A 26,286-nucleotide genomic window follows, 5' to 3' on the forward strand; every position below is an offset into this window, starting at 1 on the left:
GTGCTCGAGGAGGCACTCGAGCACCTCGTGAAGGGCATCGTCGAACATCCCGACGATGTCCGGGTCCGCGCACGCCGCATCCGCAGCGGGCGCGTCCTGGAGGTCCGAGTGCACCCTGACGACCTGGGCAAGGTCATCGGCCGCGGCGGGCGCACCGCCAAGGCTCTGCGCACGGTCGTGAACGCCCTGGCCGACGGCAAGTACGTCCGGGTCGACCTGCTCGACCTGCACGAAGCGGTCCGTTGACGTCAGGTTTCGCGCGCCCTCATCGGTAAGCCCGGTGGGGGCGCTCGTGGTTGTGGAGAGGGAAGGTTCACGTGCAGCTGGTCGTCGGCCGGATAAGCCGTGCCCATGGAGTGCGCGGTGACGTCACCGTGGAGGTGCGCACCGACGATCCGGGGCTGCGCTTCGCCGTCGGCAACGCGCTCACGACCGACCCGCCCGAGCGCGGGCCGCTGGTGATCGAGAGCAGCCGCTGGCACAAGGGCGCGCTGCTGCTTTCGCTCGCCGGCGTCACCGACCGCGACAGCGCCGAGGAGCTCCGCGGCACCATGCTCGTCATCGACTCCTCGGACGTCGAGCCGTCCGACGACCCCGACGAGTTCCACGACCACCAGCTCATCGGGCTCACGGTCGAGACCACCGGCGGCGAGACCGTCGGCGAGGTGGCCGACGTCCTCCACCACGGCCAGGACCTGCTCGTGGTGCGGCGCGGCGGCGGCCGCGAGGAGGCGCTCGTCCCGTTCGTGAAGGCGCTGGTCCCCGTCGTGGATCTGGAGGGCGGCAAGCTCGTCGTCGATCCGCCGGAAGGCCTGCTGTGAGGCTCGACATCATCTCGATCTTCCCTGAATACTTCGCGCCGCTCGGCGTCTCGCTGATCGGCAAGGCCCGCGAGCGCGGCACCCTCGACGTCCGCGTCCACCAGCTCCGCGACTGGGCGCACGACGTCCACAAGACCGTCGACGACACCCCTTACGGCGGCGGCCCCGGCATGGTGATGAAGCCGGAGGTGTGGGGCGAGGCCATTGACGACGTCATCGGCGACGGCGGGCCCCGGATGATCGTGCCGACGCCGAGCGGGCGGCCGTTCACCCAGGAGCTGGCCCAGGAGCTGGCGGGGGAGGAATGGCTGCTGTTCGCGTGCGGCCGCTACGAGGGCATCGACTCCCGGGTGATGGCCGAGTACGGCTCGCGGCTGCGCGTCGACGAGGTGAGCATCGGCGACTACGTGCTGGCGGGCGGCGAGGTGGCGGTGCTGGTGATGGTGGAGGCCATCGGCCGGCTGCTGCCCGGCGTGCTCGGCAACGTCCGCTCCGCCGTCGACGACTCCTTCGCGCCCGGGGCCATGCGCAACCTGCTTGAAGGCCCGGTCTACACCAAGCCGCCCGTCTGGCGGGGTCACGAGGTGCCGGACGTGCTGCTGTCCGGGCATCACGGCAAGGTCGCCAGATGGCGCCGTGACCAGGCGCTCCGCCGTACGGTCGCGACCCGGCCCGAGCTGCTCGCGGAGATCGACGCCGAGACGCTCGACAAGCACGACCGGCGGCTCCTCGACGAGCTGGCGTTTCGCGTCCCTCCGGAAGATGTGGCAAACTGAAGCGTCGCCAACTGCCATGTGGTTGGTCAGCATGCCCGGGAAGCTTCCCGGGTTCACCGAATCAGCAGGCGCGTCCGCCATGAGCTCAGGCCGGGTGGACCTCCGCGTGCTCGCGAGACTTGAGGAAGCATCTCTCATGCACACGAAGATCCAGGAGCTTGAGAAGGCCAACCTGCGCAGCGACGTCCCGGACTTCCGTCCCGGTGACACGCTCGAGGTCCACGTACGCGTCGTCGAGGGCAACCGCTCCCGCGTCCAGGTCTTCAAGGGGTTCGTGCTCCGCCGTCAGGGCGGCGGCGCCCGCGAGACCTTCACCGTCCGCAAGGTCAGCTACGGCGTCGGCGTCGAGCGCACCTTCCCGGTGCACAGCCCGGTGATCGAGAAGATCGTCGTGGCCAGCCGGGGCGACGTGCGCCGCGCCAAGCTCTACTACATGCGCGACCTGCGCGGCAAGGCGGCCCGCATCCGCGAGAAGCGTGAGACGCCCGTCAAGTGAGCCCGGCGTCCGAACGGCCCGCCCTGTGGGGCGGGCCGTTCCGCCTTTGCGGGGGCCTTCCCTTTATGTGGAGCGACTCGTGCCCGGTGTAACGTCGGTCGAGGCTTGCCGAGCCGACACATCATCTAGGCTCATCACCGATGACTAGCGAGAGCCAGGAGTACGGCGCGTCGCGCCGCCCTGTCGAGGACGAGGTGGACGTGGTCGCCGAAGAGACTCACCAACCGGCAAAAGGCGGGAAGCCCGACGAAGACCAGAAGAAGGAAAAGAAGGGCTCCTTCTGGAAGGAGCTCCCCGTCCTGGTCGTCGTGGCACTGGCCCTCGCGCTGATCATCAAGACCTTCGTGATCCAGGCGTTCTACATCCCGTCCGAGTCGATGGAGAACACCCTCCTCACCAACGACCGGGTCCTCGTCAACAAGCTCGTCTACCACACCCGCGACATCGAGCGCGGCGACGTCGTGGTCTTCTCCGGCGTCAACTCCTGGGACGGCGAGTTCCAGATGGAGGAGCCGAGCAACCCCGTCGAGGGCTTCTTCCGGTGGGTCGGCACCGCGTTCGGCATCGTGCCCGGTGAGAAGGACTACATCAAGCGGGTCATCGGCGTCGGCGGCGACCACGTCGAGTGCTGCGACAAGCAGCAGCGCATCACCGTCAACGGCGTGCCGCTCGACGAGAGCTCGTACCTCTACCCGGGCAACCTGCCCTCGCGTGAGGAGTTCGAGACCGACGTGCCGCCCGGCCACCTGTGGGTGATGGGCGACCACCGGCAGGTCTCCATGGACTCGCGCTCCCACACCGGCGATCCCGGCGGCGGGTCCATCCCCGAGAGCCAGGTCATCGGGCGGGCCTTCGTCATCGTCTGGCCGTTCTCCCGGGCCACCACGATCCCCATCCCCGAAACGTTCGCACAGCCCGCGCTCCAGGCGCTCAGCGGCGCGACACCGCTGGTCGCCGGGTTCGCGCTGGCCGTCCCCCTGGTTCTGGTCCGTAGGCGCTGGCTGCGGAGTAAGCGCTGATGGCCGCCACCGAGAAGGCGGAGTCCTTGGAGAAGAAGAAAAAGGGCGGCTTCCGGGAGACCGTCCTCCTGCTGATCACGGGGATCGGCATCGCCCTGTTGCTGCAGGCCTTCGTGGTCGGATCGTTCTACATCCCCTCGGAGTCGATGGAGAACACCCTCAAGATCAACGACCGGGTGTTCGTCAACAAGCTCGCCGGGCCGCCCGGGCGCGGCGACATCGTGGTGTTCAAGGGCTGGAACGGCGAAGACACCATCAAGCGGGTGATCGGCGTCGGCGGCGACCAGGTCAAGTGCTGCGACTCCAAGCGGCGCATCACCATCAACGGCAAGCCGCTCGACGAGTCGTCCTACCTCTACCCCGACGACTACCCCTCGGGCGACGAGTTCGACGTCAAGGTGCCCGAGGGCAAGCTCTGGCTGATGGGCGACCACCGCAGCGCCTCCGCCGACGCGCGCAGCCACATGGAGGAGCCCGGGGGCGGCTTCATCTCGGTCGACGACGTCATCGGCACGGCGGTCGTCCGCTACTGGCCGCTCGGACGCGGCACGATCTTCACGAAGCCTGACAGCTTCGCACGGGTCGAGTAGTCGCGGTTTGCGCCGGATGGGGCGTACGCTTCCAGTGTCATGACAGTAGCGTTCCGCCCTCGACCGAGCGTGGTCCGGCGTGATTCCGGGCTCTACGCCTACGAGCGGGCGCTGGCCCGCCGCGGCCTCACTCCCATCGCCGGAGTCGATGAGGCCGGACGTGGCGCGTGCGCCGGCCCGCTGGTCGTCGCCGCCGTCATCCTGCGCAAGCCGATCGAGGGGCTGGGCGACTCCAAGCTGCTCACACCCGCCGTGCGGGAGCGGCTGCACGACCTCATCCTCGCCACCGCGCACGTCGGCGTCGTCGTCATCCCTCCGGAGGTCATCGACGCCAGGGGGCTCCACAAGTGCAACGTGGCGGGAATGCGGCGGGCGGTCGCGCGGTTGGCCTGCGATCCGGGATACATCCTCACCGATGGCTTCCCGGTTCCGGGTCTGCCGGCGCCTTCGCTGGCGGTCTGGAAGGGGGACCAGGTGGCCGCCTGCGTGGCGGCCGCGTCGATAGTGGCGAAGGTGACGAGGGACCGGCTGATGGCCGCGCTCGACGAGGAGTTCCCGCTTTACGGCTTCGCCGAGCACAAGGGGTACGTCACGCCACAGCATCGCCTCGCACTCGAAACGCACGGCCCGTGCCCGCACCACCGTTACTCCTTCGTCACGGTGGCTAGGGGGATGGGCGAGAATGAAATGGGGGCCGGGGTTGCCTGATCAGGCACGCCGGGGGACCGGTACGACAGGAGGACCGCGATGAGCGCAGAGGATCTCGAAAAGTACGAGACCGAGATGGAGCTGCAGCTTTACCGCGAATACCGCGATGTCGTCGGATTGTTTACCTACGTGGTGGAAACGGAGCGGCGGTTCTACCTGACGAACTCGGTCGATCTGGACGTACGCACGGCGGAGAACGGCGATGTGTTCTTCGACGTGAAGATGCAGGACGCGTGGGTGTGGGACATGTACCGGCCCGCGCGGTTCGTGAAGAACGTCCGTGTGGTCACGTTCAAGGATGTCAACGTCGAAGAGCTGGCCAAGGCCGACCTGGAGATGCCCAAGGAGGGCTTCTCCGGTTAGCGGCGTGACAGATTGACGAAGGGGCGCGAGCTGTTCGCGCCCCTTCGTCGTATCTACGGGTCTTCTGGTTGTCCACAGGGCGCCCGCGCTCACCCCCGCTGTCCCCAGAGCCACGTTCGGGGCCGGACGCGGCGGCCCCCGTGCGCGAAGGTCAGTGCCCGGAGGTGGCACACATGGCCGCGAAGAACGAACTCGGCAGGCACGGCGAGCAACTCGCCGCCGACTACCTGCGTGCCGAGGGCATGACCATCATCGAGCGCAACTGGCGCTGCCGCCACGGCGAGATCGACATCATCGCCGAGGACGGCCCCACCCTCGTGGTGGTCGAGGTCAAGACCCGATCGAGCATGTCGCACGGCACGGCGCTGGAGTCCGTGCGCCCCGCCAAGCTGGCCCGCCTGCGCGCACTCGCCGCCAAATGGCTGGCCGCGGAGTCGCGCACGTACGCCACGGTCAGGATCGACGTGATCGCCCTGGACCGCTTCGCGGGCGACTACTCCCTGCGCCACGTGCGGGGGGCGTCGTAGATGGCGGTCGCACGCACCCGCAGCGTCGCCCTGGTCGGCGTCACGGGCAGCTCGGTGGAGGTGGAGGCCGACGTCGGCAACGGCCTGGCGGGCATCCACCTCATCGGGCTGCCCGACGCGGCGCTGAGCGAGGCCAGAGAGCGGGTCCGCTCGGCCATGGTCAACAGTCATTTCCCGTGGCCCGACGCCCGCATCACGGTCAGCCTGTTCCCCGCCAGCGTCCCCAAGCGCGGCAGCCAGTTCGACCTGTCCATAGCGGTGGCCATCCTGGGCGCCGCCGGAGTGGTCCCGGCGAGCCGCATTGCGGGCCCGTTCTTCCTCGGCGAGCTCGGCCTCGACGGACGCCTCCGCCCGGTGCGCGGCGTGCTCCCGTCCGTGCTGAGCGCGGCCAAGGAGGGCGACGACATCACCGTCGTGGTCCCGGCGGCCAACGCCGCGGAGGCCGCCCTGGTCCCGGGCGTGCGGGTGATCCCGGTGCCCGACCTGCGCCGCCTCGTGGAGTGGCTCCGCGCGGACGACTTCCCGTCGTCGATCGAGACGCCCGCCCACCCTCCGACGCCGGGCGGGACGCCCGATCGCTTCGGGGCGCCCGCCCACCCTCCGACGTCGGCCGCAACGCCCGACCGCTTCGGGGCGCACGGCCACCCCCTGACGCCGGCCGGGACGCCCGACCGCTTCGGGGCGTCCGGGCACTCGCGGCCGTCCCCGCCCGTCCAGCCGCACGTCGACCTGTCCGACGTGGTCGGCCAGCCCATGGCCAGGCGCGCCCTGGAGGTCTGCGCCGCGGGCAACCACAACCTGTGGATGCTCGGCCCGCCCGGCACCGGCAAGACCCTCCTGGCCGAGCGCCTGCCCACGCTGCTCCCCGACCTGGAGCTCGATCACGCCCTGGAGGTCACGGCCATCCACTCCGTCGCCGGCGCGCTCCCGCCCAACAGCCCCATGGTCTTCCGTCCGCCGTACATCAGCCCGCACCACACCGCCACGGCGGCGGCGATCGTCGGCGGCGGCAGCTCGGTCGTCCGTCCCGGCGCGGTCTCCCTGGCGCACCGGGGCATCCTGTTCATGGACGAGGCGCCCGAGTTTCCCTCCCACGTGCTCGACTCGTTGCGGCAGCCGCTGGAGTCCGGGCAGGTGACCGTGTCCAGGTCGATCGGCTCCGTCACCTTCCCCGCGCGTTTCATCCTCGTGCTGGCGGCCAACCCCTGCCCGTGCGCCCAACCGCAGGACAAGGGCGGAGAGTGCCAGTGCTCGCCCACCACCCGGCGCCGCTACCTGAGCAGGCTCTCCGGCCCGCTCCTCGACCGCGTCGACATGAAGGTCACCGTGGCGCGCTCGTCCAGACGCGAGCTGATGGCCGACCGGCAGTTCGTCGAGACCAGCGAGACCGTGGCAGGGCGCGTTCTCGCGGCCCGCGCCCGCGCCGCCGAACGCCTCATCGGCACGCCATGGCGGACCAACGCCGAAGTCCCCTCCGCGGCCCTGCACTCCCGGTTCCGGCCGTCAGACGCCGCCATGAAGCCCATGACGAGCTGCCTCGACTCCGGCTCCCTGAGCGCCCGCGGCCTCGACCGTGTCGTCCGCGTCGCCTGGACGCTCGCTGACCTGGCGGGCAAGCCCCGCCCCGACGAGGACGAGACCTCGGCCGCGCTGGCCCTCTGGCTCGGCCTCAATCCATGACAGCCATCCGCCACCGGAGGATCACCATGAGCACCCCCGATCACGAGGCGAGAGCCGCCCTCATGCGCGCCGCCGACGCCGGCGACACCGTCATGGGCGCCCTCGTGTCCCACCTGGGCGCCGTCCAAGCGCTCCAAGCCGTACGGGAGAGGGCCGCGCCACCCGGGTTCGCCCTCGCCGAAGAGCTGGCCGGCCGCTTCCAGAGCTGGCACGCCCGCCTGGCGGCCTGCGACCCCGCGGCCGACCTGGAGGCGGGCGAGCGGGCAGGCGCCAGGCTCGTCATCCCCGGCGACGCCGAATGGCCCACCCAGCTGGACGCGCTCGGCTCCGGCCGCCCGCTCGGCCTCTGGCTTCACGGCACGGCCGACCTGCGCTTCTCCTGCCTGCGTTCGGTCGCGGTGGTCGGCGCGCGAGCCGCCACCTCCTACGGCGTCCACGTCGCCGCCCAGTTCGGCATCGGGCTGAGCGAGGCCGGATGGACTGTGGTGTCCGGCGGCGCATTCGGCATCGACGGCGCCGCCCACAGGGGAGCGCTGGCCGCCGGAGGCCCCACGGTGGTGGTCCTGGCCTGCGGCGTCGACTACTGCTACCCGGCGGAGCACCGTTCCCTGTTCGCCGGAGCCCGCGACCGGGGCGTGCTGGTCAGCGAATGCCCGCCGGGCGTCCGGCCGACCCGGTCCCGCTTCCTGATCAGAAACCGCGTCATCGCCGCCCTGTCCAGAGGCACCCTGGTTGTGGAGGCAGCCCTGCGCAGCGGCGCGCTCAACACGGCCGGCCACGCCCTCACGCTCGACAGGCATCTCGGCGCCGTCCCCGGCCCCATCACCTCCGCCCTGTCCGACGGCTGCCACCGTCTCCTGCGCGAACGCAAGGCCGTCTGCGTGACGACCCCGGAGGAGATGATCGAACTCGTCGGCGTCATGGGCGACGACCTCGCCCCCGCGTTGCGGGCCCCCGCCCTTCCCCGGGACTCTCTGCCGGAGCAGACCAAACGCGTCCTGGACGCGGTCCCGGCCCGGATCAGCGCGGGCCCCGCCACCATCGCCGTGACCGCCGGCGTGGACCTCAACACGGCCCTCAGCGCTCTGGGCTCCCTGGCGGCCACCGGCTACATCGAACGCACCGCCGGCGGCTGGCGCGCCCGCCGCCCGGTCTCACCGATCTACCCGAAGGCCGAACCCGCCCTTCCGCGGTCCACCCCGGCGGCAGCCGCCGACGACCTCGGCGTCGTACCGAATCCGCCCAGGGAAGCGTCCTTGGGGAGCAACTCCGGCGTACGTGATGAGCTCCCAGAGGTGGTGTCGTCCGTCCCCGTCGACCGCGACCCTGGCGGCGTGCCGACGGAACCGGCGGGATCGGAGCCGTCGTCCCGCTCGGCGGCGGTAGGTGCACCGGCTCTATCGGCCCCCACGGAGGGACCTTCCTTCCACGGTCCGGGATCACCCGCCAGCACGGGGAAATTCGCGGCTGGGACATCGGTTCACGCGAAGGAGTCTCTTGTGCAGGGTTCCGCGACGCCGGTCAGCTCGGCGGAGCCTGGGACTGGGGCGTCTGCCCGTGCGGGGGAGTGTCCTGTGCGGGCTTCGGCTTCGCCGGTCAGTTCGGCGGAGCCTGGGACTGGGGCATCGGTCCGTGCGGAGGAGTGTCTTGTGCATGCCTCCGCGACGCCGGTCAGCTCGGGGGCGTTTCCGGCTGGGGCCTCGTCGTCAGCGCATATGGGTAGGGCTCCCTCCCGTGTTTCGGCATTGCCGGTCGGTTCGGCGGAGTTTGGGGCTGGGGCGTCGGTCCGTGTGGGGGAGTGTCCTGTGCAGGCTCCGGCGTCGCAGGACTGGGCGGGACAGCCCTCGGCCAGGGGATGCGCGTCCTCGGTTGGTCTGGGGGCGGCTGCGGGCGGGGCGTCGGAATCCTCCGATTGGGTGGGTGGGCTTCTGGATCGGGGTTCGCGGTCGGAGTCCTCGGTATGCCCGGAAGAGATCGCAGGCGCTGTTCCGGAGACGCTGGCCTGTCCGAGTGCGTTGGCCGGGCCTTCCGCTTCGTCGGAGGAGTGCGCTGATCCCGGAGGCCTGATCCCGCGACCACGACCGGCTCGCGAATGAGCGCACGCGGTCACGCGGGGGTCAGGATCGCTGCTCATGTTCGCCTTGGGCGTCGCCTCCTGTGACGGCCACGGCACCGCCTGAGGCGACTCGATGACCACTGCGCCGCCGAGCAGGCGATCGCTGAGGTTCTCCCTATCGGGACGGGGGACTGGGAGATCGCTGGAATGCGGGAGCCGGCGGCGTGCCAACGATGCGTGGGATCGAACTCTCGTTGAACGGTGCTGGGCGGTGAGCCCGGATGGGCCAGTCGGCCAGGGGTCAACACCAGGTCTCAGGGTTTGCGTTCGCGACATCACGGGAGCGATCGAGCGAGAAGCGCTCTCTTCGGAAGGAGGGGAGTAATCGCCATGGGGAAAGATTGAGGGGTGGCTGACGGTGGAGGCGCTGTGGACGTCAACGACGTGATCGGGGAGTTCGAGTCGTACCTGCGGTTCGAGCGGGACCTCTCGCCGCATACGATCCGGGCCTATGCCGGTGACGTGACCTCGTTGCTCGAACACCTCGGCGGCACGATCGACGGCCTGGACGTGAGCGCGCTGCGGGGATGGCTGGCGACGCAACATGACGAGGGCAAGGCCCGCGCCACGCTCGCCCGGCGGACGGCGTGCCTGCGGACGTTCACCGCCTTCTGCCATCGGCGCGGGTGGCTCCCCGACGATCCCGGACTGCTACTGGGCACGGCCAAGGCCCCACGCGCGCTGCCCGCCGTACTCGATCAGGAACAGGCGCGGCAGGCGCTCGACACGTCACCCACCGGGGAGCCGAAGGATCTGCGCGATCAGGCCATGCTGGAGTTGCTGTACGCGACGGGGATCCGGGTGAGCGAGCTGTGCGGGCTGGACGTCGACGACGTGGACCGGGATCGGCGGGTCGTGCGGGTGCTGGGCAAGGGGCGCAAGGAGCGGGCGGTGCCGTTCGGCGCTCCGGCGCTGCAGGCGCTGGACAGGTGGTGCGTGCACGGCAGGCCCCTGCTGATGCGTGAGGGGAGCGGGCCGGCGCTTTTCCTGGGGGTGCGCGGCGGGCGGATCGACGCGGGCACGGTCAGGCGGGTGGTCCACGCCCGGGTGCGGCAGGTGGAAGGTGCTCCTGACATGGGGCCGCACGGGCTGCGGCACAGCGCCGCGACCCACCTGCTCGAAGGCGGGGCCGACCTGCGCAGCGTCCAGGAACTCCTCGGTCACGCCTCGCTCAGCAGCACCCAGGTCTACACGCACGTCTCGATCGACCGCCTCCGCCGCGCCTACAACCAGGCCCACCCCCGAGCCTGACCACCGGGCACCGCACCGCCACGCGGTCTCCGCTCTGGTTCCTGCCCCCGAGCGTTCGCGTCGCCGCTTGTGTCACAGGTGCCGGCTCTGGTTTTGAGTACTGGTGTTTGCCGATGGGAAGTCCTCGGCAGGTGGTTCGTCTTGACCGACCGCCTACCGGAGATCTTCATCAGTTCTCTTTGAAAACGCCGTCTTCATGTGGGGGAGGAAGCGGACCTCTGCGCGGCAGGGCAGGGGCAGACGATTCGCCGCTAAGAAGTCCTAACAAAATGATCTAGGAATACTGGTGATCGCTCTTAGGTTGATCACCGGTATGAGGAAGGGCGAGCAGCCACCGTGGATCATCTCGGATGAGCTGTGGGCTCGAATCGAACCGTTGCTGCCGGTCGTGCCGCGCCGTACTGATCATCCGGGCCGCAAGCGCCTGGATGACCGGAGGGTCCTGTCGGGCATCTTGTTCGTGCTCTACACCGGTATCCCTGGGAGTTCCTGCCTCAAGAGCTGGGCTTCGGTTCGGGGATGACCTGCTGGCGGAGACTGCGGGACTGGCATCAGGCCGGGGTGTGGCAGAAGCTGCACGAACTCCTGCTGGCTGAACTGCATACCGTGGGCAAGCTGGACTGGTCCAAGGCGGTGATCGACAGCTCCCACATCCGGGCGCTGAAGGGTGGCCCGAAACGGGTCCGAGCCCGGTCGACCGTGCCAAGCCGGGCTCCAAGCACCACGTCATCGCCGACGGCAACGGCATCCCGCTCGCCCTCAGCCTGACCGGCGGCAACCGCAACGACGTCACCCAGGTCATGCCGCTGCTCCGGTCGATCCCGCCGGTACGTAACCGGCGCGGCCGGTCACGTCAACGCCCGAAGGCGTTGTACGCCGACCGGGGCTACGACCATGACAAGTACCGCCGGATGTGGTGGGCCACAGGCGTCAAGCCGGTCATCGTCCGCCGGGGTACCGGGCACGGCTCCGGCCTGGGTGCACATCGTTGGGTAATCGAGCAGACGATCGCCCTGCTGCACTGGTTCCGCCGCCTGCGCATCCGCTGGGCGATCCGCGACGACATCCACGAAGCCTTCATGACCCTCGCCGCTGCGATCATCTGCTGGCGACGGCTCACGAGCAGCTGATAACAAGTCAGCGATCGGATCCAACCGCCGATAGGTCCCCCACGGCGTCGGCGTAGTACGCCGAGCCTGCCAGGTGGAACGCTATCTGTCGGAATGTCCAGCCCGCGCCGGGCGATCGGTCGAGCTGGTCTAGGGTGAGCGCGCTCAATCGGTTGGTCCAGATCTGGCTGAGCCGGGTGAGCCGGCTCTTGGCCTCGTCCAGGTCCTGGTCAGTGAAGGGCGCCAGATCGCCAGGAGTTGTGCTCGCTGACGCATGCCAGCGATCAGGAATCGTGGGGTTGCCAGCCAGCCGTGCGTCCACCTCGGCGAGATGATCGATGAGGTGATCGGCGACTCGGCGGATTGCCTTGTGCGGGGTGTAGATCCGATCACCGGCGCGCACCGGGTGACCGTCCCACGTTGTCCACGTCGCTGCCAGGTCGAGTACGTAATCGATCATCAACGACACGACCAGCGCCGGTTCACGATCATCAGTGGTCGGGATCTCATCGGACATCTACGGCCTCCAGCTCAACGCGTCTCACGGCCGGACGGGACACACTCACTGACCCCGACCCGGCGCAAACCGACAACGGCTTCGGAACGCAACCTAGGCTTCAGACATCTCGATCGGCATCGAAGTATGGATGCACAGCCGGTCAAGACTCATTCCGTTAGGGCCTCTAAGCGGGCCGCCGTTGCAACGCGGCACGACAACGCACGGTTCGGTGGTGTGCTGGTTCGGTGGCGACAACCAAGACACTGAACCAGCGATCAGAACCAACCCTGGCCAACTGCGACCATCCCAACCACACCGTGCGGACCCGCGCACTGTACGCCTACCTGCGCTGGCGCAACGCTTACGCTCGTCATCCCGACGTGCTGGCCGCGCAACGACGCGAACGCGCCCGTATCCGCGGCGAGAAAGGCATCCGCGGGGGTGGCCGAACGCTGGCATCCGCCGCATACCACCCGCTCGGTACTCTCGCCACGCTGAAGGAAAGGACCGTTCGCACCTCATGCAGATCCTGCAGACGAATCCCGCGCTGCTGAGCCGACTACTGCCGGCGGCCCAACCGGAGGATCTCACCGTCCGCCAAGGACAATTCCACCAGGTAGTGATCGGCGCGGACCGTGTCGTGTGCCTGCCTCGCACCGAGGCTGCGGCCACCCGGCTGCCGCGCAGGGCCGCTGTCTTGCGCCTGCTTGCCGGATTCGATCTCGGCTTCCGCACGCCTCGGCCACTGCCGGAGAGCAACACTCAGGGCACAGACCAGCCGCAGTTCCTGGTCCTCAGCCGCGTTCCCGGAGCCCCGCTGGAGGTCGAAGCACTCAAAGACCCCCCGGTGGCCGAGGCCGCGGCGGCGCAGTACGTCACGCTGCTTACCGAGTTGGCCAGGATCGGCACTGAGGAGAACGTGCGAGCGGCCCTGCCGGCACCGCAAGATCGATGGCGGCAGTTCGCAGCCGACGTCCGCGCCGAACTGTTCGGGCTCATGTCCGATGGCGGGCGTCGACGAGCCGAGCGAGAGCTCGCGGCGCTCGACGGCCTTCCCCACATCACCGATGCGGTGGTCCACGGTGATCTCGGTGCGGAGAACGTCCTATGGGAGTGCCATGACGGATTGCCCGTGCTCAGCGGGGTGATCGATTGGGATGAGGTCACGATCGGTGATCCCGCGGAGGACCTTGCGGCCGTTGAGGCCGGCTACGGCACGCATTTCTTGAATCGGGTACTGACGCTGGGCGGCTGGACGGACAGCACGATGGCCACCCGCATCGCCATCATTCGCACAACCTTCGCCCTGCAGCAGGCTCTATCCGCGCACCGGGACGGCGACGAAGAACAACTAGCGGACGGCCTGATCGGCTACCGCTGAATCCGTCCCCCGGCGCCACCGTGATCGTCGTCTACTCCCCTCACTGGTGTTGACGGACAGCACCCGATCCCCGAAGACGCGGACGAGCCTCTGCAAAGGAGCTCATGCCTGCAATAACCCGGTGATCGTTTCCGGTCACAGCACTAGCTGTGAAGGGGGAGCCTTCACGGTCGGCCGGTTGTGAAGGGGGAGCCTTCACGGGCGACCGGTTGTGAGGCGGGAACCTTCACGGTCGGCCGGTTGTGAAAGGGGAACCCTCGCGGGCGTCCGTGGGATCCCGGTCCTTCCGGGACGGGAGGATGTCTGCGATCGGCCCGAGGGCCTCGGGCCGATCGCACACCTCGTGGCGGGCTTGGACGTGGGGTCCTAGGACGGCTCGTCCGGGAACCAGGTGCCGTGGAAGCCTGTCGGCACGCCGCGTGGCAGGTGGACGGTCGCCACCGGTCCGGCGGCGACGTCGGAGGCGTCGAGCACGAGGAGGCGGGACGCGTTCCCGTCGAGGGTGGTGGTGATAGTGATCAGCCAGCCGTCGTCCTCACGGCGGGGCCCGGAGGTCGCGGGCACGAAGACAGCCTCGCCGGTGCTCGTCCACTCGGGCAGGGCGTGGCCGGTGACCTCGCCGCCCGACAGGTCGTACTTGACGATCTCGGGGCCGGCGACGGCGTAGAGATAGCGCGCGCCCCGGCCGACCCGTTCGTCGTCGAGTGTCGGGAACTCCACCGAGCGGTCGTCGAGCGTCTCCTCCTTGGCCACGCCGGTCACCGGGTCGAGCGTCCAGCGGTGCAGCAGGGCCGAGGCGGAGGAGGCGGCGGCAGCGGCGGCGGGCCCCGCCGGGTCGTCCGTGATGTCGGGGGTGCTCCAAAGGGCGGTGAAGTCGGCGCGGGCGTAGCGGACGGCGTTGAGGACGATACGGCCCGACGCGTCCTCGTGAGCGTCGCCGACGTGGAAGACGTAGCAGGGATCGACGTCGAACCAGCGCACCGGGGCGTCGGGCCGGTCGTGGCGCATGACGCCGAGGCGGGCGCCGTATCCGTCGTCCCACTGGTAGGGCATGGTCTTGCCGACCAGTTCCGGCCGGAAGGTGAGCGGAAGGTCGAGCCAGACCACATGGTGCTCGGTGATGGCGAAGTCGTGCATCATCGTGCCCCCGGGGACGGTGATCTCACGACTGTGAACGAGCTCGCCTGACGCGTCGAGCCGGTGGTAGGTCAGGTAGGGCGGGACCATGCCGTACCCGAAGAAGTGCAGTTCGCCTGTCGCGGGGTCCTGCTTCGGGTGCGCGGTCATGGCGGTGGTGAGCCGCCCGCCGAAGTCGTGCGCGCCGACCGTGTCGAGCTCCGGCGTGACCTCGTACGGCAGGCCGCCCTCCTCCAGCGCGAGGATGCGGCCCGCGTGGCCGATGACGTGCGTGTTCGCGGCCGAGATGGACAGGTCGGGGGTGCCGTCCGGCCTGAGCTCCGGCCGGCCGGCGAGATACGCCGTGCGGACCCACCGGTTGCGGTACCACTCGGCGCGGCCGTCGCGCAGCCGTACGCCGTGCAGCATGCCGTGTCCGAGGAACCAGTGGTTGGACGGCTCCCCGGGCAGCGGGTTGGGGCCGTTGCGGATGTAGCGGCCGTTGAGCTCGGGCGGCAGCGTGCCGGTCACGGGCAGGTCCGCGGCGTCGATCTCGTCGGGGACCGGGGCCAGGTGGCCGGTCATGTGGGCGGGTGTCTGTGGCATGTCGGCTCCTCTCGATGCTGACCAGTCTTCACATATCCAATTGGACATGTCAATACTGACATGTCCAATTGGAGTGATAAGGTCGGCGGCATGGCGCTGCGATACGCACTGCTCGGCCTGCTGGCGGAGCAGCCGGCGAGCGGGTACGAACTGGCGAAGGCGTTCGAGGGCGACCTCGGCCGGTACGCCTGGCAGGCCGGTCACAACCGGATCTATCCAGAGCTGGCCCGTCTCGTCGACGAAGGCCTGGTCGAGCGTGCCGAGGAAGGCGCGCGGGGCCGCCGCGTCCACACCCTCACCGCCGCGGGGCTCGAGGAGTTGCGTGCGTGGCTGCGCCAACCGTGGGAGGGCAGCACGGTGCGCAACGAGGGAGTGCTGAGGCTCTTCCTGCTGTCCGCGCTCGATCCCGGCGACGCCCGGAAGATCCTCCATGAGGTCGCCGCGCGGTGTGAGGAGGAGCTCGCCCCGCTCAGGGACATCGTGTCCGGCGAGACGCCGATCTCCCCGGAGGGGCGTCTGGAGCTCGGCTGGCTTGCCGCCGGCTATGGCCTGCGCCAGTACGAGGCCTCCCGGGACTGGGCCGTCTGGGCTCTCGGCGAGCTCGACAAGGTTGACCACGGGGGCATGAAAGCCTCGGGGTGACTCTCGCCGGCGATCATCCGGTCGGTGATGAGGATGGCCAGGGCCTGTTGGTGGCCTGCGGGGTCTGTCTGTCTGCGATCACGTGTGGGTCCCGGGTGATGGTGGCTGTTGGGTGAGGGCTGCCATGGTCATCGCCTGTTCGCTCAGTTGTCGCCCTTCGCTGCGGGGGTTGGGCGATCCGACTCTTTTCTGTGCTGGCCTCTGGTGGCCGGAGGGCGGACTGCGTGCTTCCCCCGTGATCGGCGCCTGCGGGCTCTCGTACGGAGCAGGCGGAGGACGAGGCCGAGCAGGAGGAGGGCGGCGAAGGCCGTCAGGGCGAGAGGGCCTGGTGGCGGGGTGGCGGCGGATCGGGGGAGGAGGGCCGGGAGCCGGTTCGGGGACCCGGTGGGCAGAGCTGACGAGGTGGCGGCCGGTGTCGGCACCTGGGCTGAGATCGCGGTGACCTGTGGCGGGAGTTGTGCCGAGGCCGCGGTGGCGGGTGGTGGCAGTCGGGCCGAGGTCGCGGTGGCCGGTGGCGGCAGTTGTGCCGAGGCCGCGGTGACTGGTGGCGGCATTTGGGCCGGGATCGCGGTGGCAGGTTCGGACTCCCAATAGGGCAGGAGGCGGATGCGGGTACCGGTCAGCAGGAGGAGGGGATCGAGGTACGTCAGGCCGTCGCGGAGCCCCCAGTGGAGGCAGGACTCCAAGCAGTGCGGCGGGGCCGGGGCGAGGGCGCCCAGGAGATCGCCTGCTGACACCGGGTCGCCCGGGCGGACTGCCGGGGTCACCGGGAGGTACGTAGTCCGCAGGCCGCCCGCGTGGTTGACGGTGACGACGCCTCGGCCTGCTACTGAGCCCGCGAAGCCGACCGAACCTGCACCCGCGGCGAGGACCGGGGCGGCAGGTGGTGCAGCGAGGTCGACGCCTCTGTGACCGGCCAGCCAACGGGCCGGCGGCGGGGAGAAACGGCGCAGGATCTCGGGAATGCCGTCCAGGGGCCATCGCCAGGCGTTGCCAGCAGGTGCGGCGAACAGCGCCCCGGTGCCACGGGCCGCGGATGGTGTGCGGAACGGGATCCCGGTGCGGTGGGTTGCGGATGGTTCGGTGAGGGGACGCGCGGTACGGGTCGCCGCGGGCGGTGGTGCGAGGAGGGTCCCGGCGCGGATGGGCGCGGGGAGGGGAGGGCGGGCGCCGCGGGGCATGGACGCTGCGGCGGGTACGTGTGGGTCGGCGTTCGCCGAGACAAGGGGTGCGGCGGCGGAAAAGGCGACAACCAGGAGGGGGATGGCCAGGGCGATGCGGGGAGGCATGCACGTGAGTGTGCGGCTCAGCGGGGCGGCGGTCCTGGGGCGAACGCGGTTCTGTGGACAAGGGCGGGCGGACGGTGGAGGGCTGTGGACGAGGAGGGGCGCCGTACGTGGAAGGGAGTTCTGTCTTGCCTCAAAACGGTCCGTCCTTGATGAACCTCCTGTCTTGCCTAAGACGGTCCTTCCTTGACCTCCTGTACGCCTAGGACGGTCGTCTTCGACGTCCTGTCTCGCCTAGGACGGTCGTCTTCGACGTCCTGTCTCGCCTAGGACGGTCGTCCTTGACCCCCTCTCTCGCCCATGACGGTCCGTCCTCGATATGTCTCGCCCGGCACGGCCCCTCCTCTGACGAACCTCATGGACGGGCGGCAGGCCTCTAGACCAAGGGCTGGCGCTTGGTGACCTGGCGTTCCTGGTGCGTTGAGGAGTTCAACGGCACGGAGTCGGGCTGCCGGTAGGACGGGGGGCGCGAGGACGGGGAGCGGAGGGGAGAGGCCCAGATCCAGAGGATGGCGGTTGCGATCCCGACCGCGCACACCAGGATCACCGGACGCAGGCCGAGCACCTCGGCCAGCGCCCCGCCCGCGAGCCCGCCCAGCGCCATCACGCCCTGGACGGCGAAGGTCATGGTCGCGTTGACCCGGCCGCGCAGTTCCTCGGCAGTGTCGCGCAGGATGATCCCGCTCATGCACGAGGCGAACGCCACCACGATGCCGCCCGTCGCCGTCCCGGTCAGGGCGAGCACGGTGACCTTCCACCACAGCGGCCCGTCCAGCAGGCCGACGGCCAGGATCTCCAGAGGGAAGAACAGCACCGAACCCAGCAGCACCTTGTTCTCGCCGTACCGTTCGGCCAGGCGGGTGGCCGCCCAGGCGCCCAGGAGACCACCGACGCCGCCGAGCGCGGTGAGCAGGCCGATCAGGCCCTTCGGGATTCCGAGGGTGTGCAGCATGTAGAGCATCGACACGGCCACGTACGCCATCGCGAAGAAGTTGATCGTCACCCCGGCCCCCAGCAGGGCGCGGAGCACGGGCTGGGTCACGCTCACCCGCAGGCCCGCGACCACGTCGCGCCACAGGCCGCGCGAGGGGGCGGGCTGCCGGTTCTCGGGCGTCCTGATCGTCCGCAGGAGCAGCGCCGACACCAGGAAGGAGATGCCTTCGACCAGCACGGCCAGCGGCGCGGTCAGCACCTGCACCAGCACGCCCGCCAGCCCGGGCCCGGCCACGGACGCCACCGAGTAGGAGGCGTTGAACCCGGCCATCGCGGCGGTCCTCTGGTCAGGAGGGACGAGCGCGGCCACGTACGGGAAGTTGGCGGACCTGAAGAGCACCGCCGCCGTGCCGATCACGAGGGCGACGGCGATCAGCCACGGGATCGTGAGCACCCCGAGGAACCACGCCAGCGGCACGGTGAGGGCGGCGGCGCAGGACACCAGCTCACAACCGATCATGAGCGGCCGGTGGCGGCGCAGGCGGTCGGCGATCGCGCCCGAGTGCAGGCCGAACAGCAGGGCGGGCACCGAGGCGGCGGCCGTCAGCACGCCCATCTGGAAGGGCGAGGCGGCCAGCAAGGTGATCGCGGTCAGCGGCACGGCGAGCTTGGAGACCTCCGAGCCGGTGATCGAGATGGTGCGCGCCGACCAGAGCAGCCGGTAGTCGCGCTGCCGGCGCAGCGGTACGGACGGGTTCATGCGTCGAACTCCAAGATGTGAAAGAAACCCTTTAGGACTATGAAAGTAATCCTTCAGAGTTCTGAAGGCAATCTTTCAGATCTGATCGCGGTACCTTGGGCGCATGGACACGGAAGGGCTCAGCGACCCGAAGGCGATGCGGGCCCTGGCTCATCCGGCCAGGCTGGCGATCCTGAGCCGGCTCCGCACAGAGGGCAGCGCCACCGCGACCGAGGTGGCCGAGAGCGCCGGCATCACGCCCAGCGCCGCCAGCTACCACCTGCGGATGCTGGCCAAGTACGGCTTCGTCGAGGACGCGCCGCCGCGCGGCGACGGCCGGGAGCGCCTGTGGCGGTCGATCGGCACGGCCCTGCAGGTCGGCGTAGTGCCCGAAGACCGGCCGGACGTCCGCGAGGCCAAGAACGTCCTGATCCGCGCGCTCCGCCGCGACGCCCACGACGAGGTGGAGCGGGCGCTGAGCGCCGTCGAGCAGGAGCCCGAGGAGTGGCGCGACGCCACCCTCTTCTCCCGGACGACGCTCAGGCTCGACGCCTCCGAGATGGCGCGCCTGGCCGGGGAGATCGGCAAACTGCTGGAGCCGTACGTGGCGAGCAGCCGGAGCCAGGAGGACGCGCCGGAAGGCGCGCGGATCGCCGAGGCCCAGATCAACCTGTTCGTACGCTCCAGCAGGCCGGTTCCTGGCCTGCCCACCGAAGACCACGACAGGGCGGCGCCGGGTCCGGACGGGCCGCGTTGACCTGATCGGTCAGGCGGGTGCGGCGCGGGAGGTAGACTTTTCGGTGGCCTGGGACCCAGGCCGACTTCGCATGCCTCGCCAAGGATCGCGCCATCGGTCCGGGTTCTGCCCGGCTGGAGCGGTTCGGGGCATCAGGGCGGTGCCGACCGGTCACCGCGACACAACCGAGAACGCGCCCGGCCCCGGCAGGGCGCCCAACCTGGAGGACCAGCTCATGGCCCCCGTCGTCACCATGCGACAGCTGCTTGAGAGCGGCGTTCACTTCGGACACCAGACCCGCCGCTGGAACCCGAAGATGAAGCGCTTCATCTTCACCGAGCGCAACGGCATCTACATCATCGACCTGCAGAAGTCGCTGTCCTACATCGACCGCGCCTTCGACTTCGTCAAGGAGACCGTCGCCCACGGCGGCACGATCCTGTTCATCGGCACGAAGAAGCAGGCCCAGGAGGCCATCGCCGAGCAGGCCGCCCGGGTCGGCATGCCGTATGTCAACCAGCGCTGGCTCGGTGGCATGCTCACCAACTTCTCCACCGTGCACAAGAGGCTTCAGCGCCTGAAGGAGCTCGAGGAGCTCGACTTCGACAACGTCGCCGCCTCGGGGCTCACCAAGAAGGAGCTCCTCATGCGCCGGCGTGAGAAGGACAAGCTGGAGCGCACGCTCGGCGGCATCCGCGACATGGGCCGCGTGCCCAGCGCGGTGTGGGTCGTCGACACCAAGAAGGAGCACATCGCGATCAGCGAGGCCAAGAAGCTCGGCATCCCCGTGGTCGCGATCCTCGACACCAACTGCGACCCCGACGAGGTCGACTACCCGATCCCGGGCAACGACGACGCCATCCGCGCCGTCGGCCTGCTGACCCGCGTGGTCGCCGACGGCGTGGCCGCCGGGCTCATGGCCCGCTCGGGCGCCTCCCGCGGTGACGAGAAGCCGGCCGCCGCCGAGCCGCTGGCCGAGTGGGAGCGCGAGCTCATCGAGCAGGGTGGTGGCGAGCAGGGCGAGGCCCAGCCGCAGGAGACCGCCGAGGCGGCCGCTCCGGCCGCTCCCGCTGAGGAGGCTCCCGCCGCCGAGGCCGAGGCCGAGGCGCCGGCCGTCGAGGCCGAGGCCAAGCCCGAGGGCGAGCAGCAGGCCTGACCTGCCCGCGCCGCACCCGGATCCACCCGCCGCCGGCCGTGCCCGTTTCCCGGGCACGGCCGGTGAGCGGCGGACGGTCCCTCTCGGGCTGATCGGCCCGGGGGGTTCGCGGACGGACCGGTGCCGGGGCTGGTCAGGGGGCAGGCGAGCAGGACGTTCCGGGTCCGAAATGACGGGCACGGGACGCGTACCGGCTTCTGCGCGGCACGCGGTGCCGTGACGACAGCCGAGCGGCGGCGCCCGCTCGACGCACGACGACATCCACCGACATCTCACAAGGAAAAGCAATGGCTTCCGTGAACATGGCCGACGTCAAGCGGCTTCGCGAGATCACCGCCGCCGGCATGATGGACTGCAAGAAGGCTCTGGAGGAGGCCGAGGGCGACTTCGACCGCGCCATCGAGCTGCTCCGCCTCAAGGGCGCCAAGGACGTCGGCAAGCGCGAGGCGCGCACCGCCTCCAACGGCCTGGTCGCGCTCAAGCAGGACGGCGACTCCGTCGCGGCGCTGCTGGAGCTCAACTGCGAGACCGACTTCGTGGCCAAGGGCGACCGCTTCCAGGAGCTCGCGGCCCAGGTGGTGGCGCACGTCCTGGCCACCAGGCCGGCCGACGTGGCGTCGCTGCTGGAGTCCTCCTTCGACGGCCAGACCGTCAAGGAGCACCTCGACGCCGCCAACGCCACGCTCGGCGAGAAGATCGAGGTCCGCCGCTTCGCCGTGATCGAGGGCGGCTACGTCGGCGCCTACATGCACAAGACCGACCCGGCGCTGCCGCCGGCCGTCGGCGTGCTCGTCCAGCTCGACAAGCCGAACGCCGAGGTGGCCAAGGACATCGCGCAGCACGCCGCTGCCATGGCCCCGCAGTACCTCAAGCCCGACTCCGTCCCCGCCGACGTCGTCGACAAGGAGCGCAAGCTCTTCGAGGAGATGACCCGCGAGGAGGGCAAGCCCGAGGCCGCCATCGGCAAGATCGTCGACGGTCGCGTCAAGGGCTGGTACAAGGACTTCACGCTGCTGGAGCAGGCCTTCGTCAAGGACAACAAGAAGTCCGTGGGCAAGTACGCCGAGGAGAACGGCGTTCAGGTCCAGGCCTTCGTCCGCTTCAAGGTCGGCCAGGCATAGGCTGGAGCGAGTCGTCCAGTCCGAAGAACCGCCGAGAGAGGGAGGCCGCCGCCGTGCAGGACAATCAGGAGCCAGCCACGACGGCGGCTGCTCCGCCCCGAAGCCAGCTCCGCTGGAAGCGGGTGATGCTGAAGCTGTCCGGTGAGGCGTTCGCCGGCGGCGAGCCCCTGGGGATCGACCCCGTGGTCGTCGACCACCTGGCCGACTCGATCACCGAGGCGGTGCGCGAGGGCGTCCAGGTGGCGATCGTGGTCGGCGGGGGCAACATGTTCCGCGGCGCCACCCTGTCCGAGGGCGGCATCGACCGCGCCAGGGCCGACTACATGGGCATGCTGGGCACCGTCATCAACTGCCTGGCCCTGCAGGACTTCCTGGAGAGGCGCGGCGTGGAGACGCGGGTGCAGACCGCGATCACCATGCAGCAGGTCGCCGAGCCGTTCCTGCCGCGCCGCGCCATCCGCCACCTGGAGAAGGGGCGTGTGGTCATCTTCGGCGCGGGGCTCGGCTCGCCCTACTTCTCCACCGACACCGCCGCCTCCCAGCGGGCTCTGGAGATCGGCGCGGAGGCGTTGCTCAAGGGCACCCAGGTCGACGGCATCTACGACTCCGATCCACGGAAGAATCCCGACGCGGTGCGGTTCGACCAACTGGACTACGGAGAGGTGCTTCTCCGTGACCTCGCGGTCATGGACGCCACCGCGATCAGCCTGTGCAAGGACAACGACCTGCCGATCGTGGTCTTCGACCTGATGGGCGAGGGCAACATCCTGCGAGCGGTCCGCGGTGAGAAGATCGGCACGCTGGTGAGTCCCGCAGGCAAATAGGTGTGAGCCCGACACCGCCAGCTAGAAGACAGGGAGCCGCTGTGATCGACGAAACCCTCCTCGAAGCCGAGGACAAGATGGACAAGGCCGTCTCGGTCGCGAAGGAGGACTTCGCGACCATCCGGACGGGCCGGATCACCCCCTCGATGTTCAACAAGATCACCGCCGAGTACTACGGCACGCCGACGCCGATCCAGCAGCTGGCGTCGTTCCACGTGCCCGAGGCTCGCATGGTGCTCATCCAGCCGTACGACAAGAGCTCGATGGCCGCGATCGAGAGGGCCATCCGCGACTCCGACCTCGGCGTCAACCCGACCGACGACGGCCAGGTGATCCGCGTGACCTTCCCCGAGCTGTCGGAGGAGCGTCGCAAGGAGTACATCAAGGTCGCCAGGAACAAGGGCGAGCACGCCAAGGTGTCCATCCGCAACATCCGGCGCTCCGCCAAGGAGACGCTCGACAAGATGATCAAGGATGGCGACGCGGGCGAGGACGAGGTCAGGCGGGCCGAGAAGGAGCTCGACGACCTCACCCAGAAGCACGTCGCCAAGGTTGACGAGCTGCTGAAGCACAAGGAAGCCGAGCTGCTCGAAGTCTGAGCGGCCCGCTGCCGGCGGACCGCGGTCAGCGGACCGCCGCAGGTAGCGCATCTACGGCCCTCGCCTGACGGCGAGGGCCGTGGCCTATGGAGAAGTCTTGGAAGAACGCACGGCCGGCCCCAGCCCGAGCGGCGGCAGCCGCACCGGCCGCAATCTCCCCGCCGCGATCGGTGTCGGCCTCGGACTCGCCGCCCTGGTCCTGATCTCCCTCTACACCGTCAAAGAGCTCTTCCTGGTAGTGGTCACCGCGGCGGTCGGCGTCGGCGTGGTGGAGCTGGTGCGGGCGTTCGCCACCCGCGGCATCCGGGTGCCGGCCGCGCCGGTCCTGGCCGGGCTGGCCGCGATGCAGGCCGCCGCCTACTGGGGCGGCGGGGTGTGGCTGCTCGGCACGTTCGTGGTGTTCGCGCTGGCGCTGCTGGTGTGGCGGATGTTCGCCGACGGCACCGACGGCTACGTGCGCGACGCGACGGCGTCGGTGTTCATCCTGTTCTACCCGGCGTTGCTGGCGGGGTTCGTGGCGCTGCTCCTGGCGCCTGACGACGGCAGCCACCGGGTGGTGGTCTTCATCGCGGTCACGGTGGCCAGCGACACCGGCGGTTACGCCGCGGGGGTGCTGTTCGGCAGGCATCCGATGTCGGCGATCAGCCCGAAGAAGACCTGGGAGGGCTTCGCCGGTTCGGTCCTGGCCTGCACGGTCGTGGGCGCGTGGCTGGTGACGTGGCTGCTCGGCGGCGAGTGGTGGCAGGGCGCGCTGCTCGGCGCGCTGGCCGCGGCGCTGGCCACCATGGGCGACCTGATCGAGTCGATGATCAAGCGGGATCTCGGCATCAAGGACCTGGGCTCGATCCTGCCCGGCCACGGCGGGCTGATGGACCGGCTCGACTCGCTGGTGGCCACGCTGGTGCCGGTCTGGCTGCTGCTCTCGCTCTTCGTCTAGCCGGTCAGGGCCTCGGCGGTGATCGGCGTGAGCCAGAGCCACCGTACGGCCTCCCCGCCAAATGCAAACCCCGACATATCCGGCATGTCAGGGGGGTCGGCCTGCATGAGCACCCCGGAGTACTGCGGCCCCAGCGGGAACGTCTCCGGCTCGTGATACCACTTGGCGGTGTGGCCGTGGCCGAGCCAGGTCACCGAGTGCCACGGATACTGCGCCAGCCACACCAGCAGCAGCGCCGCGTCGCGCGGGTTCGCGCGGGTGGCCACCGCAAGCTCGATCCTGGCGTACGCGCCGGGCTGGTCGATCCACTGCTCCACCGTCGGCATCCGCTGGCAGCTCATCCCCACCGTCGACAGCACGCTGAACACCCGGTCGCCGTGAGCCGGGCGCTCGGTGATGCCGACGGTCGGCAACCGGTCACCGGCGGCGTCCCAGTAGCGGCCCGACGGGCCCAGCACCCGGTCCAGATGGCCCATCACGAACTGCTGGAACGACGGCCACGACCCCTCGGAGTAACGCCAGCGCCAGTAGGACCCGGCGTTGGCGATGCGCGGGCTCAGCCCTTCGAGCGCCTCCGACAGCGCCCACGCGAACGGCGACTCGCCCACCGCGTCCCGGGCGTAACCCGGCATGCCCCGATGCATGTCGGCCCAGCCCGGGATGACCGCCAGCAGATCGTCCTCCTCGTACAGGGCCACCCCGTCACCCTCCTCGAACCAGAGCGGGGTGAGCTGGCCCAGCGGCCGGCGCCCCCCGGGGTGGAGGGTGTTGGCCCGCGGCATCAGCGGCGGCAGGCCCGCGTTGATCCGCGCCAGGTCGACCACGTCGGGGGCGGCCCGATGGTTGGCCAGCCAGCAGGCGCCGTGCACGGTGCCGTCAGGAGAGCACAGGTAGGCGACCGAGGCGTCCTCGTCGCGCTCGACCACGAGCGTCCGGCTCCCGTACGGGTTGCCGGCGGTGAGGACGACCTCGGTGTGCCCCTCGCCCGACGCAGACCGGAAAATCGCCATACGGGGAAACTGTAGATCCGCGAGTCGCTCTCGTGCGAGCCTTACCCCGATCGGGAGCGCCGGGTGACGGCCATGGAATTCGCCCCGCCGGGCAAGCGTTCACTACCCTGGTCGGCAATCCCCGTGACAAGCAGAGGCAGGATCGTGTCCCAGCAGCCAGGCCAGCTCACCTTCGTCGCCCCGCGCAGGGCCAAGCCGGCTCGCCACCTCGCGGACCTGTCCATGGCCGACCGCCGCGCGGCCGTCACCGAGCTGGGGGAGAAGGCGTTCCGCGCCGACCAGCTCTCCCGCCACTACTTCGAGCGGCTGACCACCGACGTGCAGGCGATGACCGACCTGCCCGCGGCCTCCCGCGACAAGCTGTCGGCGCTGCTGCCGCCGCTGCTCACCTCGGTGCGCGAGCAGACCACCGACCGCGGCACGACCCGCAAGACGCTGTGGCGGCTGTTCGACGGCGCGCTGGTCGAGTCGGTGCTGATGCGTTACCCCGACCGCGTGACGATGTGCGTGTCGTCGCAGGCCGGCTGCGGCATGAACTGCCCGTTCTGCGCCACCGGCCAGGCCGGGCTGACCCGCAACATGTCCACCGCCGAGATCGTCGAGCAGGTGGTCGCGGGCGCCCGCGCCCTCGCGGCGGGCGAGGTGCCCGGCGGCCCCGGCCGGGTGAACAACGTGGTGTTCATGGGCATGGGCGAGCCGCTGGCCAACTACAAGCAGGTGATCCAGGCGGTCCGCCGCCTGGTCGAGCCCGCCCCCCACGGGCTGGGCATCTCCGCCCGCGGCGTCACCGTCTCCACGGTCGGGCTGGTGCCCGCGATCGGCAAGCTCGCCGACGAGGGCCTGCCGGTCACGCTCGCCCTGTCGCTGCACGCCCCCGACGACGAGCTGCGCGACACGCTGGTGCCGATCAACACCCGGTGGAAGGTGGCCGAGGTGCTCGACGCCGCCTGGGCGTACGCGGCGAAGACGAAGCGGCGGGTGTCCATCGAGTACGCGCTGATCAAGGACATCAACGACCAGGAGTGGCGGGCCGACCTGCTCGGCAAGCTGGTCAAGAACAAACTCGTGCACGTCAACCTGATCCCGCTCAACCCGACCCCCGGCTCGAAGTGGACGGCGTCCCGGCCGGAGGACGAGCGCGCGTTCGTCAGGCGGCTGGAGCTCCACGGCGTGCCGGTGACGGTCCGCGACACCCGCGGGCGCGAGATCGACGGCGCCTGCGGCCAGCTCGCCGCCGCCGAGTGA

Annotated in this window: 26 protein-coding genes and 2 pseudogenes; 23 read left to right on the forward strand and 5 right to left on the reverse strand. The window is 69.9% G+C overall.

Features of this window, described 5'->3' with window-relative positions:
• The 13 genes and pseudogenes from AB0K05_RS04475 to AB0K05_RS04535 all read left to right on the forward strand — a co-directional run bounded on the left by AB0K05_RS04475 (nucleotide 1) and on the right by AB0K05_RS04535 (nucleotide 11,477).
• Nucleotides 1-246, forward strand: coding sequence for an RNA-binding protein (locus AB0K05_RS04475; RefSeq protein WP_148033779.1), 246 nt, complete (start codon nucleotides 1-3; stop codon nucleotides 244-246).
• 71 nt (nucleotides 247-317) lie between these two features.
• Entirely contained in the window at nucleotides 318-821 is a 504-nt protein-coding gene (gene rimM / locus AB0K05_RS04480; protein ID WP_364226581.1) for a ribosome maturation factor RimM, read from the forward strand.
• Entirely contained in the window at nucleotides 818-1,597 is a 780-nt protein-coding gene (gene trmD / locus AB0K05_RS04485; RefSeq protein ID WP_271275860.1) for a tRNA (guanosine(37)-N1)-methyltransferase TrmD, read from the forward strand. Before rimM ends, trmD begins: the two co-directional genes overlap by 4 nt.
• 136 nt (nucleotides 1,598-1,733) lie before the next feature.
• Nucleotides 1,734-2,093: a 50S ribosomal protein L19 gene (gene rplS / locus AB0K05_RS04490; protein ID WP_148033776.1), complete on the forward strand. Its 360-nt coding sequence runs from the start codon at nucleotides 1,734-1,736 to the stop codon at nucleotides 2,091-2,093.
• Between the two features lie 140 nt (nucleotides 2,094-2,233).
• The gene (gene lepB, locus AB0K05_RS04495) at nucleotides 2,234-3,112 is read left to right on the forward strand and encodes a signal peptidase I (protein ID WP_219546585.1); all 879 of its coding nucleotides are present in this window, start codon (nucleotides 2,234-2,236) and stop codon (nucleotides 3,110-3,112) included.
• Nucleotides 3,112-3,702 carry a signal peptidase I gene (gene lepB / locus AB0K05_RS04500; RefSeq protein ID WP_148033774.1) on the forward strand — a complete coding sequence of 197 codons (591 nt, stop codon included), beginning with the start codon at nucleotides 3,112-3,114 and terminating at the stop codon, nucleotides 3,700-3,702. The genes lepB (AB0K05_RS04495) and lepB (AB0K05_RS04500) overlap by 1 nt, the downstream gene beginning before the upstream one ends.
• A gap of 39 nt (nucleotides 3,703-3,741) precedes the next feature.
• Nucleotides 3,742-4,410 carry a ribonuclease HII gene (locus tag AB0K05_RS04505; protein WP_345482631.1) on the forward strand — a complete coding sequence of 223 codons (669 nt, stop codon included), beginning with the start codon at nucleotides 3,742-3,744 and terminating at the stop codon, nucleotides 4,408-4,410.
• A 39-nt stretch (nucleotides 4,411-4,449) separates the two neighbouring features.
• On the forward strand, nucleotides 4,450-4,773 hold the full coding sequence (locus AB0K05_RS04510) for a DUF2469 domain-containing protein (protein WP_026215037.1): 324 nt from the start codon (nucleotides 4,450-4,452) through the stop codon (nucleotides 4,771-4,773).
• A 173-nt stretch (nucleotides 4,774-4,946) separates the two neighbouring features.
• Nucleotides 4,947-5,300, forward strand: coding sequence for a YraN family protein (locus tag AB0K05_RS04515; protein WP_148033772.1), 354 nt, complete (start codon nucleotides 4,947-4,949; stop codon nucleotides 5,298-5,300).
• Nucleotides 5,301-6,980, forward strand: a complete 1,680-nt coding sequence (locus AB0K05_RS04520) for an ATP-binding protein (RefSeq protein ID WP_271275858.1) — start codon at nucleotides 5,301-5,303, stop codon at nucleotides 6,978-6,980. It begins immediately after the preceding gene.
• A 26-nt stretch (nucleotides 6,981-7,006) separates the two neighbouring features.
• Nucleotides 7,007-9,076, forward strand: coding sequence for a DNA-processing protein DprA (gene dprA / locus AB0K05_RS04525; RefSeq protein ID WP_333485694.1), 2,070 nt, complete (start codon nucleotides 7,007-7,009; stop codon nucleotides 9,074-9,076).
• Nucleotides 9,077-9,465: 389 nt separating this feature from the next.
• A complete protein-coding gene (locus AB0K05_RS04530) occupies nucleotides 9,466-10,347 on the forward strand; it encodes a tyrosine recombinase XerC (protein WP_364226590.1) in 882 nt (293 codons plus the stop codon).
• A gap of 313 nt (nucleotides 10,348-10,660) precedes the next feature.
• Nucleotides 10,661-11,477, forward strand: a pseudogene (locus tag AB0K05_RS04535) (IS5 family transposase).
• A 7-nt stretch (nucleotides 11,478-11,484) separates the two neighbouring features.
• Here AB0K05_RS04535 and AB0K05_RS04540 read toward each other — a convergent pair.
• A complete protein-coding gene (locus AB0K05_RS04540; protein WP_271275857.1) occupies nucleotides 11,485-11,973 on the reverse strand; it encodes a hypothetical protein in 489 nt (162 codons plus the stop codon).
• Nucleotides 11,974-12,239: 266 nt separating this feature from the next.
• On the opposite strand from AB0K05_RS04540, the pseudogene AB0K05_RS04545 reads away from it, so the two are divergent.
• Together AB0K05_RS04545 and vph are read left to right on the forward strand one after the other, a co-directional pair.
• Nucleotides 12,240-12,422: pseudogene (locus AB0K05_RS04545) on the forward strand (IS630 family transposase); the annotation flags it as partial.
• 53 nt (nucleotides 12,423-12,475) lie between these two features.
• Nucleotides 12,476-13,336: a viomycin phosphotransferase gene (gene vph, locus AB0K05_RS04550; RefSeq protein WP_271275856.1), complete on the forward strand. Its 861-nt coding sequence runs from the start codon at nucleotides 12,476-12,478 to the stop codon at nucleotides 13,334-13,336.
• Nucleotides 13,337-13,702: 366 nt separating this feature from the next.
• Here the strand turns inward: vph and AB0K05_RS04555 are convergent, their stop codons facing one another.
• Nucleotides 13,703-15,058, reverse strand: a complete 1,356-nt coding sequence (locus AB0K05_RS04555) for a carotenoid oxygenase family protein (protein WP_364226594.1) — start codon at nucleotides 15,056-15,058, stop codon at nucleotides 13,703-13,705.
• Nucleotides 15,059-15,148: 90 nt separating this feature from the next.
• Between AB0K05_RS04555 and AB0K05_RS04560 the strand changes: the two genes are divergently transcribed.
• Nucleotides 15,149-15,700 carry a PadR family transcriptional regulator gene (locus AB0K05_RS04560; protein ID WP_364226597.1) on the forward strand — a complete coding sequence of 184 codons (552 nt, stop codon included), beginning with the start codon at nucleotides 15,149-15,151 and terminating at the stop codon, nucleotides 15,698-15,700.
• A 143-nt stretch (nucleotides 15,701-15,843) separates the two neighbouring features.
• Here AB0K05_RS04560 and AB0K05_RS04565 read toward each other — a convergent pair whose 3' ends face one another.
• Both AB0K05_RS04565 and AB0K05_RS04570 read right to left on the reverse strand, forming a co-directional pair.
• A complete protein-coding gene (locus AB0K05_RS04565) occupies nucleotides 15,844-16,989 on the reverse strand; it encodes a peptidoglycan DD-metalloendopeptidase family protein (protein ID WP_364226600.1) in 1,146 nt (381 codons plus the stop codon).
• A gap of 373 nt (nucleotides 16,990-17,362) precedes the next feature.
• Nucleotides 17,363-18,679 carry an MFS transporter gene (locus tag AB0K05_RS04570; protein WP_364226603.1) on the reverse strand — a complete coding sequence of 439 codons (1,317 nt, stop codon included), beginning with the start codon at nucleotides 18,677-18,679 and terminating at the stop codon, nucleotides 17,363-17,365.
• A 103-nt stretch (nucleotides 18,680-18,782) separates the two neighbouring features.
• On the opposite strand from AB0K05_RS04570, the gene AB0K05_RS04575 reads away from it, so the two are divergent.
• The 6 genes from AB0K05_RS04575 to AB0K05_RS04600 all read left to right on the forward strand — a co-directional run bounded on the left by AB0K05_RS04575 (nucleotide 18,783) and on the right by AB0K05_RS04600 (nucleotide 24,031).
• Entirely contained in the window at nucleotides 18,783-19,415 is a 633-nt protein-coding gene (locus AB0K05_RS04575) for a helix-turn-helix domain-containing protein (protein WP_364226606.1), read from the forward strand.
• Nucleotides 19,416-19,629: 214 nt separating this feature from the next.
• Entirely contained in the window at nucleotides 19,630-20,550 is a 921-nt protein-coding gene (gene rpsB, locus AB0K05_RS04580; RefSeq protein WP_219549363.1) for a 30S ribosomal protein S2, read from the forward strand.
• Nucleotides 20,551-20,837: 287 nt separating this feature from the next.
• Complete coding sequence (gene tsf / locus AB0K05_RS04585; protein WP_148033763.1) at nucleotides 20,838-21,671, forward strand: translation elongation factor Ts; 834 nt, start codon at nucleotides 20,838-20,840, stop codon at nucleotides 21,669-21,671.
• A gap of 125 nt (nucleotides 21,672-21,796) precedes the next feature.
• A complete protein-coding gene (pyrH, locus tag AB0K05_RS04590; protein ID WP_246640903.1) occupies nucleotides 21,797-22,495 on the forward strand; it encodes a UMP kinase in 699 nt (232 codons plus the stop codon).
• Nucleotides 22,496-22,536: 41 nt separating this feature from the next.
• Complete coding sequence (gene frr, locus AB0K05_RS04595; protein ID WP_219549335.1) at nucleotides 22,537-23,094, forward strand: ribosome recycling factor; 558 nt, start codon at nucleotides 22,537-22,539, stop codon at nucleotides 23,092-23,094.
• Between the two features lie 97 nt (nucleotides 23,095-23,191).
• Nucleotides 23,192-24,031, forward strand: coding sequence for a phosphatidate cytidylyltransferase (locus tag AB0K05_RS04600; protein WP_271274954.1), 840 nt, complete (start codon nucleotides 23,192-23,194; stop codon nucleotides 24,029-24,031).
• Here AB0K05_RS04600 and AB0K05_RS04605 read toward each other — a convergent pair.
• Nucleotides 24,028-25,041, reverse strand: a complete 1,014-nt coding sequence (locus tag AB0K05_RS04605; protein WP_364226612.1) for a suppressor of fused domain protein — start codon at nucleotides 25,039-25,041, stop codon at nucleotides 24,028-24,030. The two genes, AB0K05_RS04600 and AB0K05_RS04605, sit on opposite strands and share 4 nt — an antisense overlap.
• A 144-nt stretch (nucleotides 25,042-25,185) precedes the next feature.
• Here AB0K05_RS04605 and rlmN point away from each other — a divergent pair, with 144 nt between their 5' ends.
• Entirely contained in the window at nucleotides 25,186-26,286 is a 1,101-nt protein-coding gene (gene rlmN / locus AB0K05_RS04610) for a 23S rRNA (adenine(2503)-C(2))-methyltransferase RlmN (RefSeq protein WP_271274956.1), read from the forward strand.

The sequence above is a fragment of the Nonomuraea sp. NPDC049486 genome, from assembly GCF_040676925.1.
Taxonomy (GTDB): domain Bacteria; phylum Actinomycetota; class Actinomycetes; order Streptosporangiales; family Streptosporangiaceae; genus Nonomuraea; species Nonomuraea ferruginea.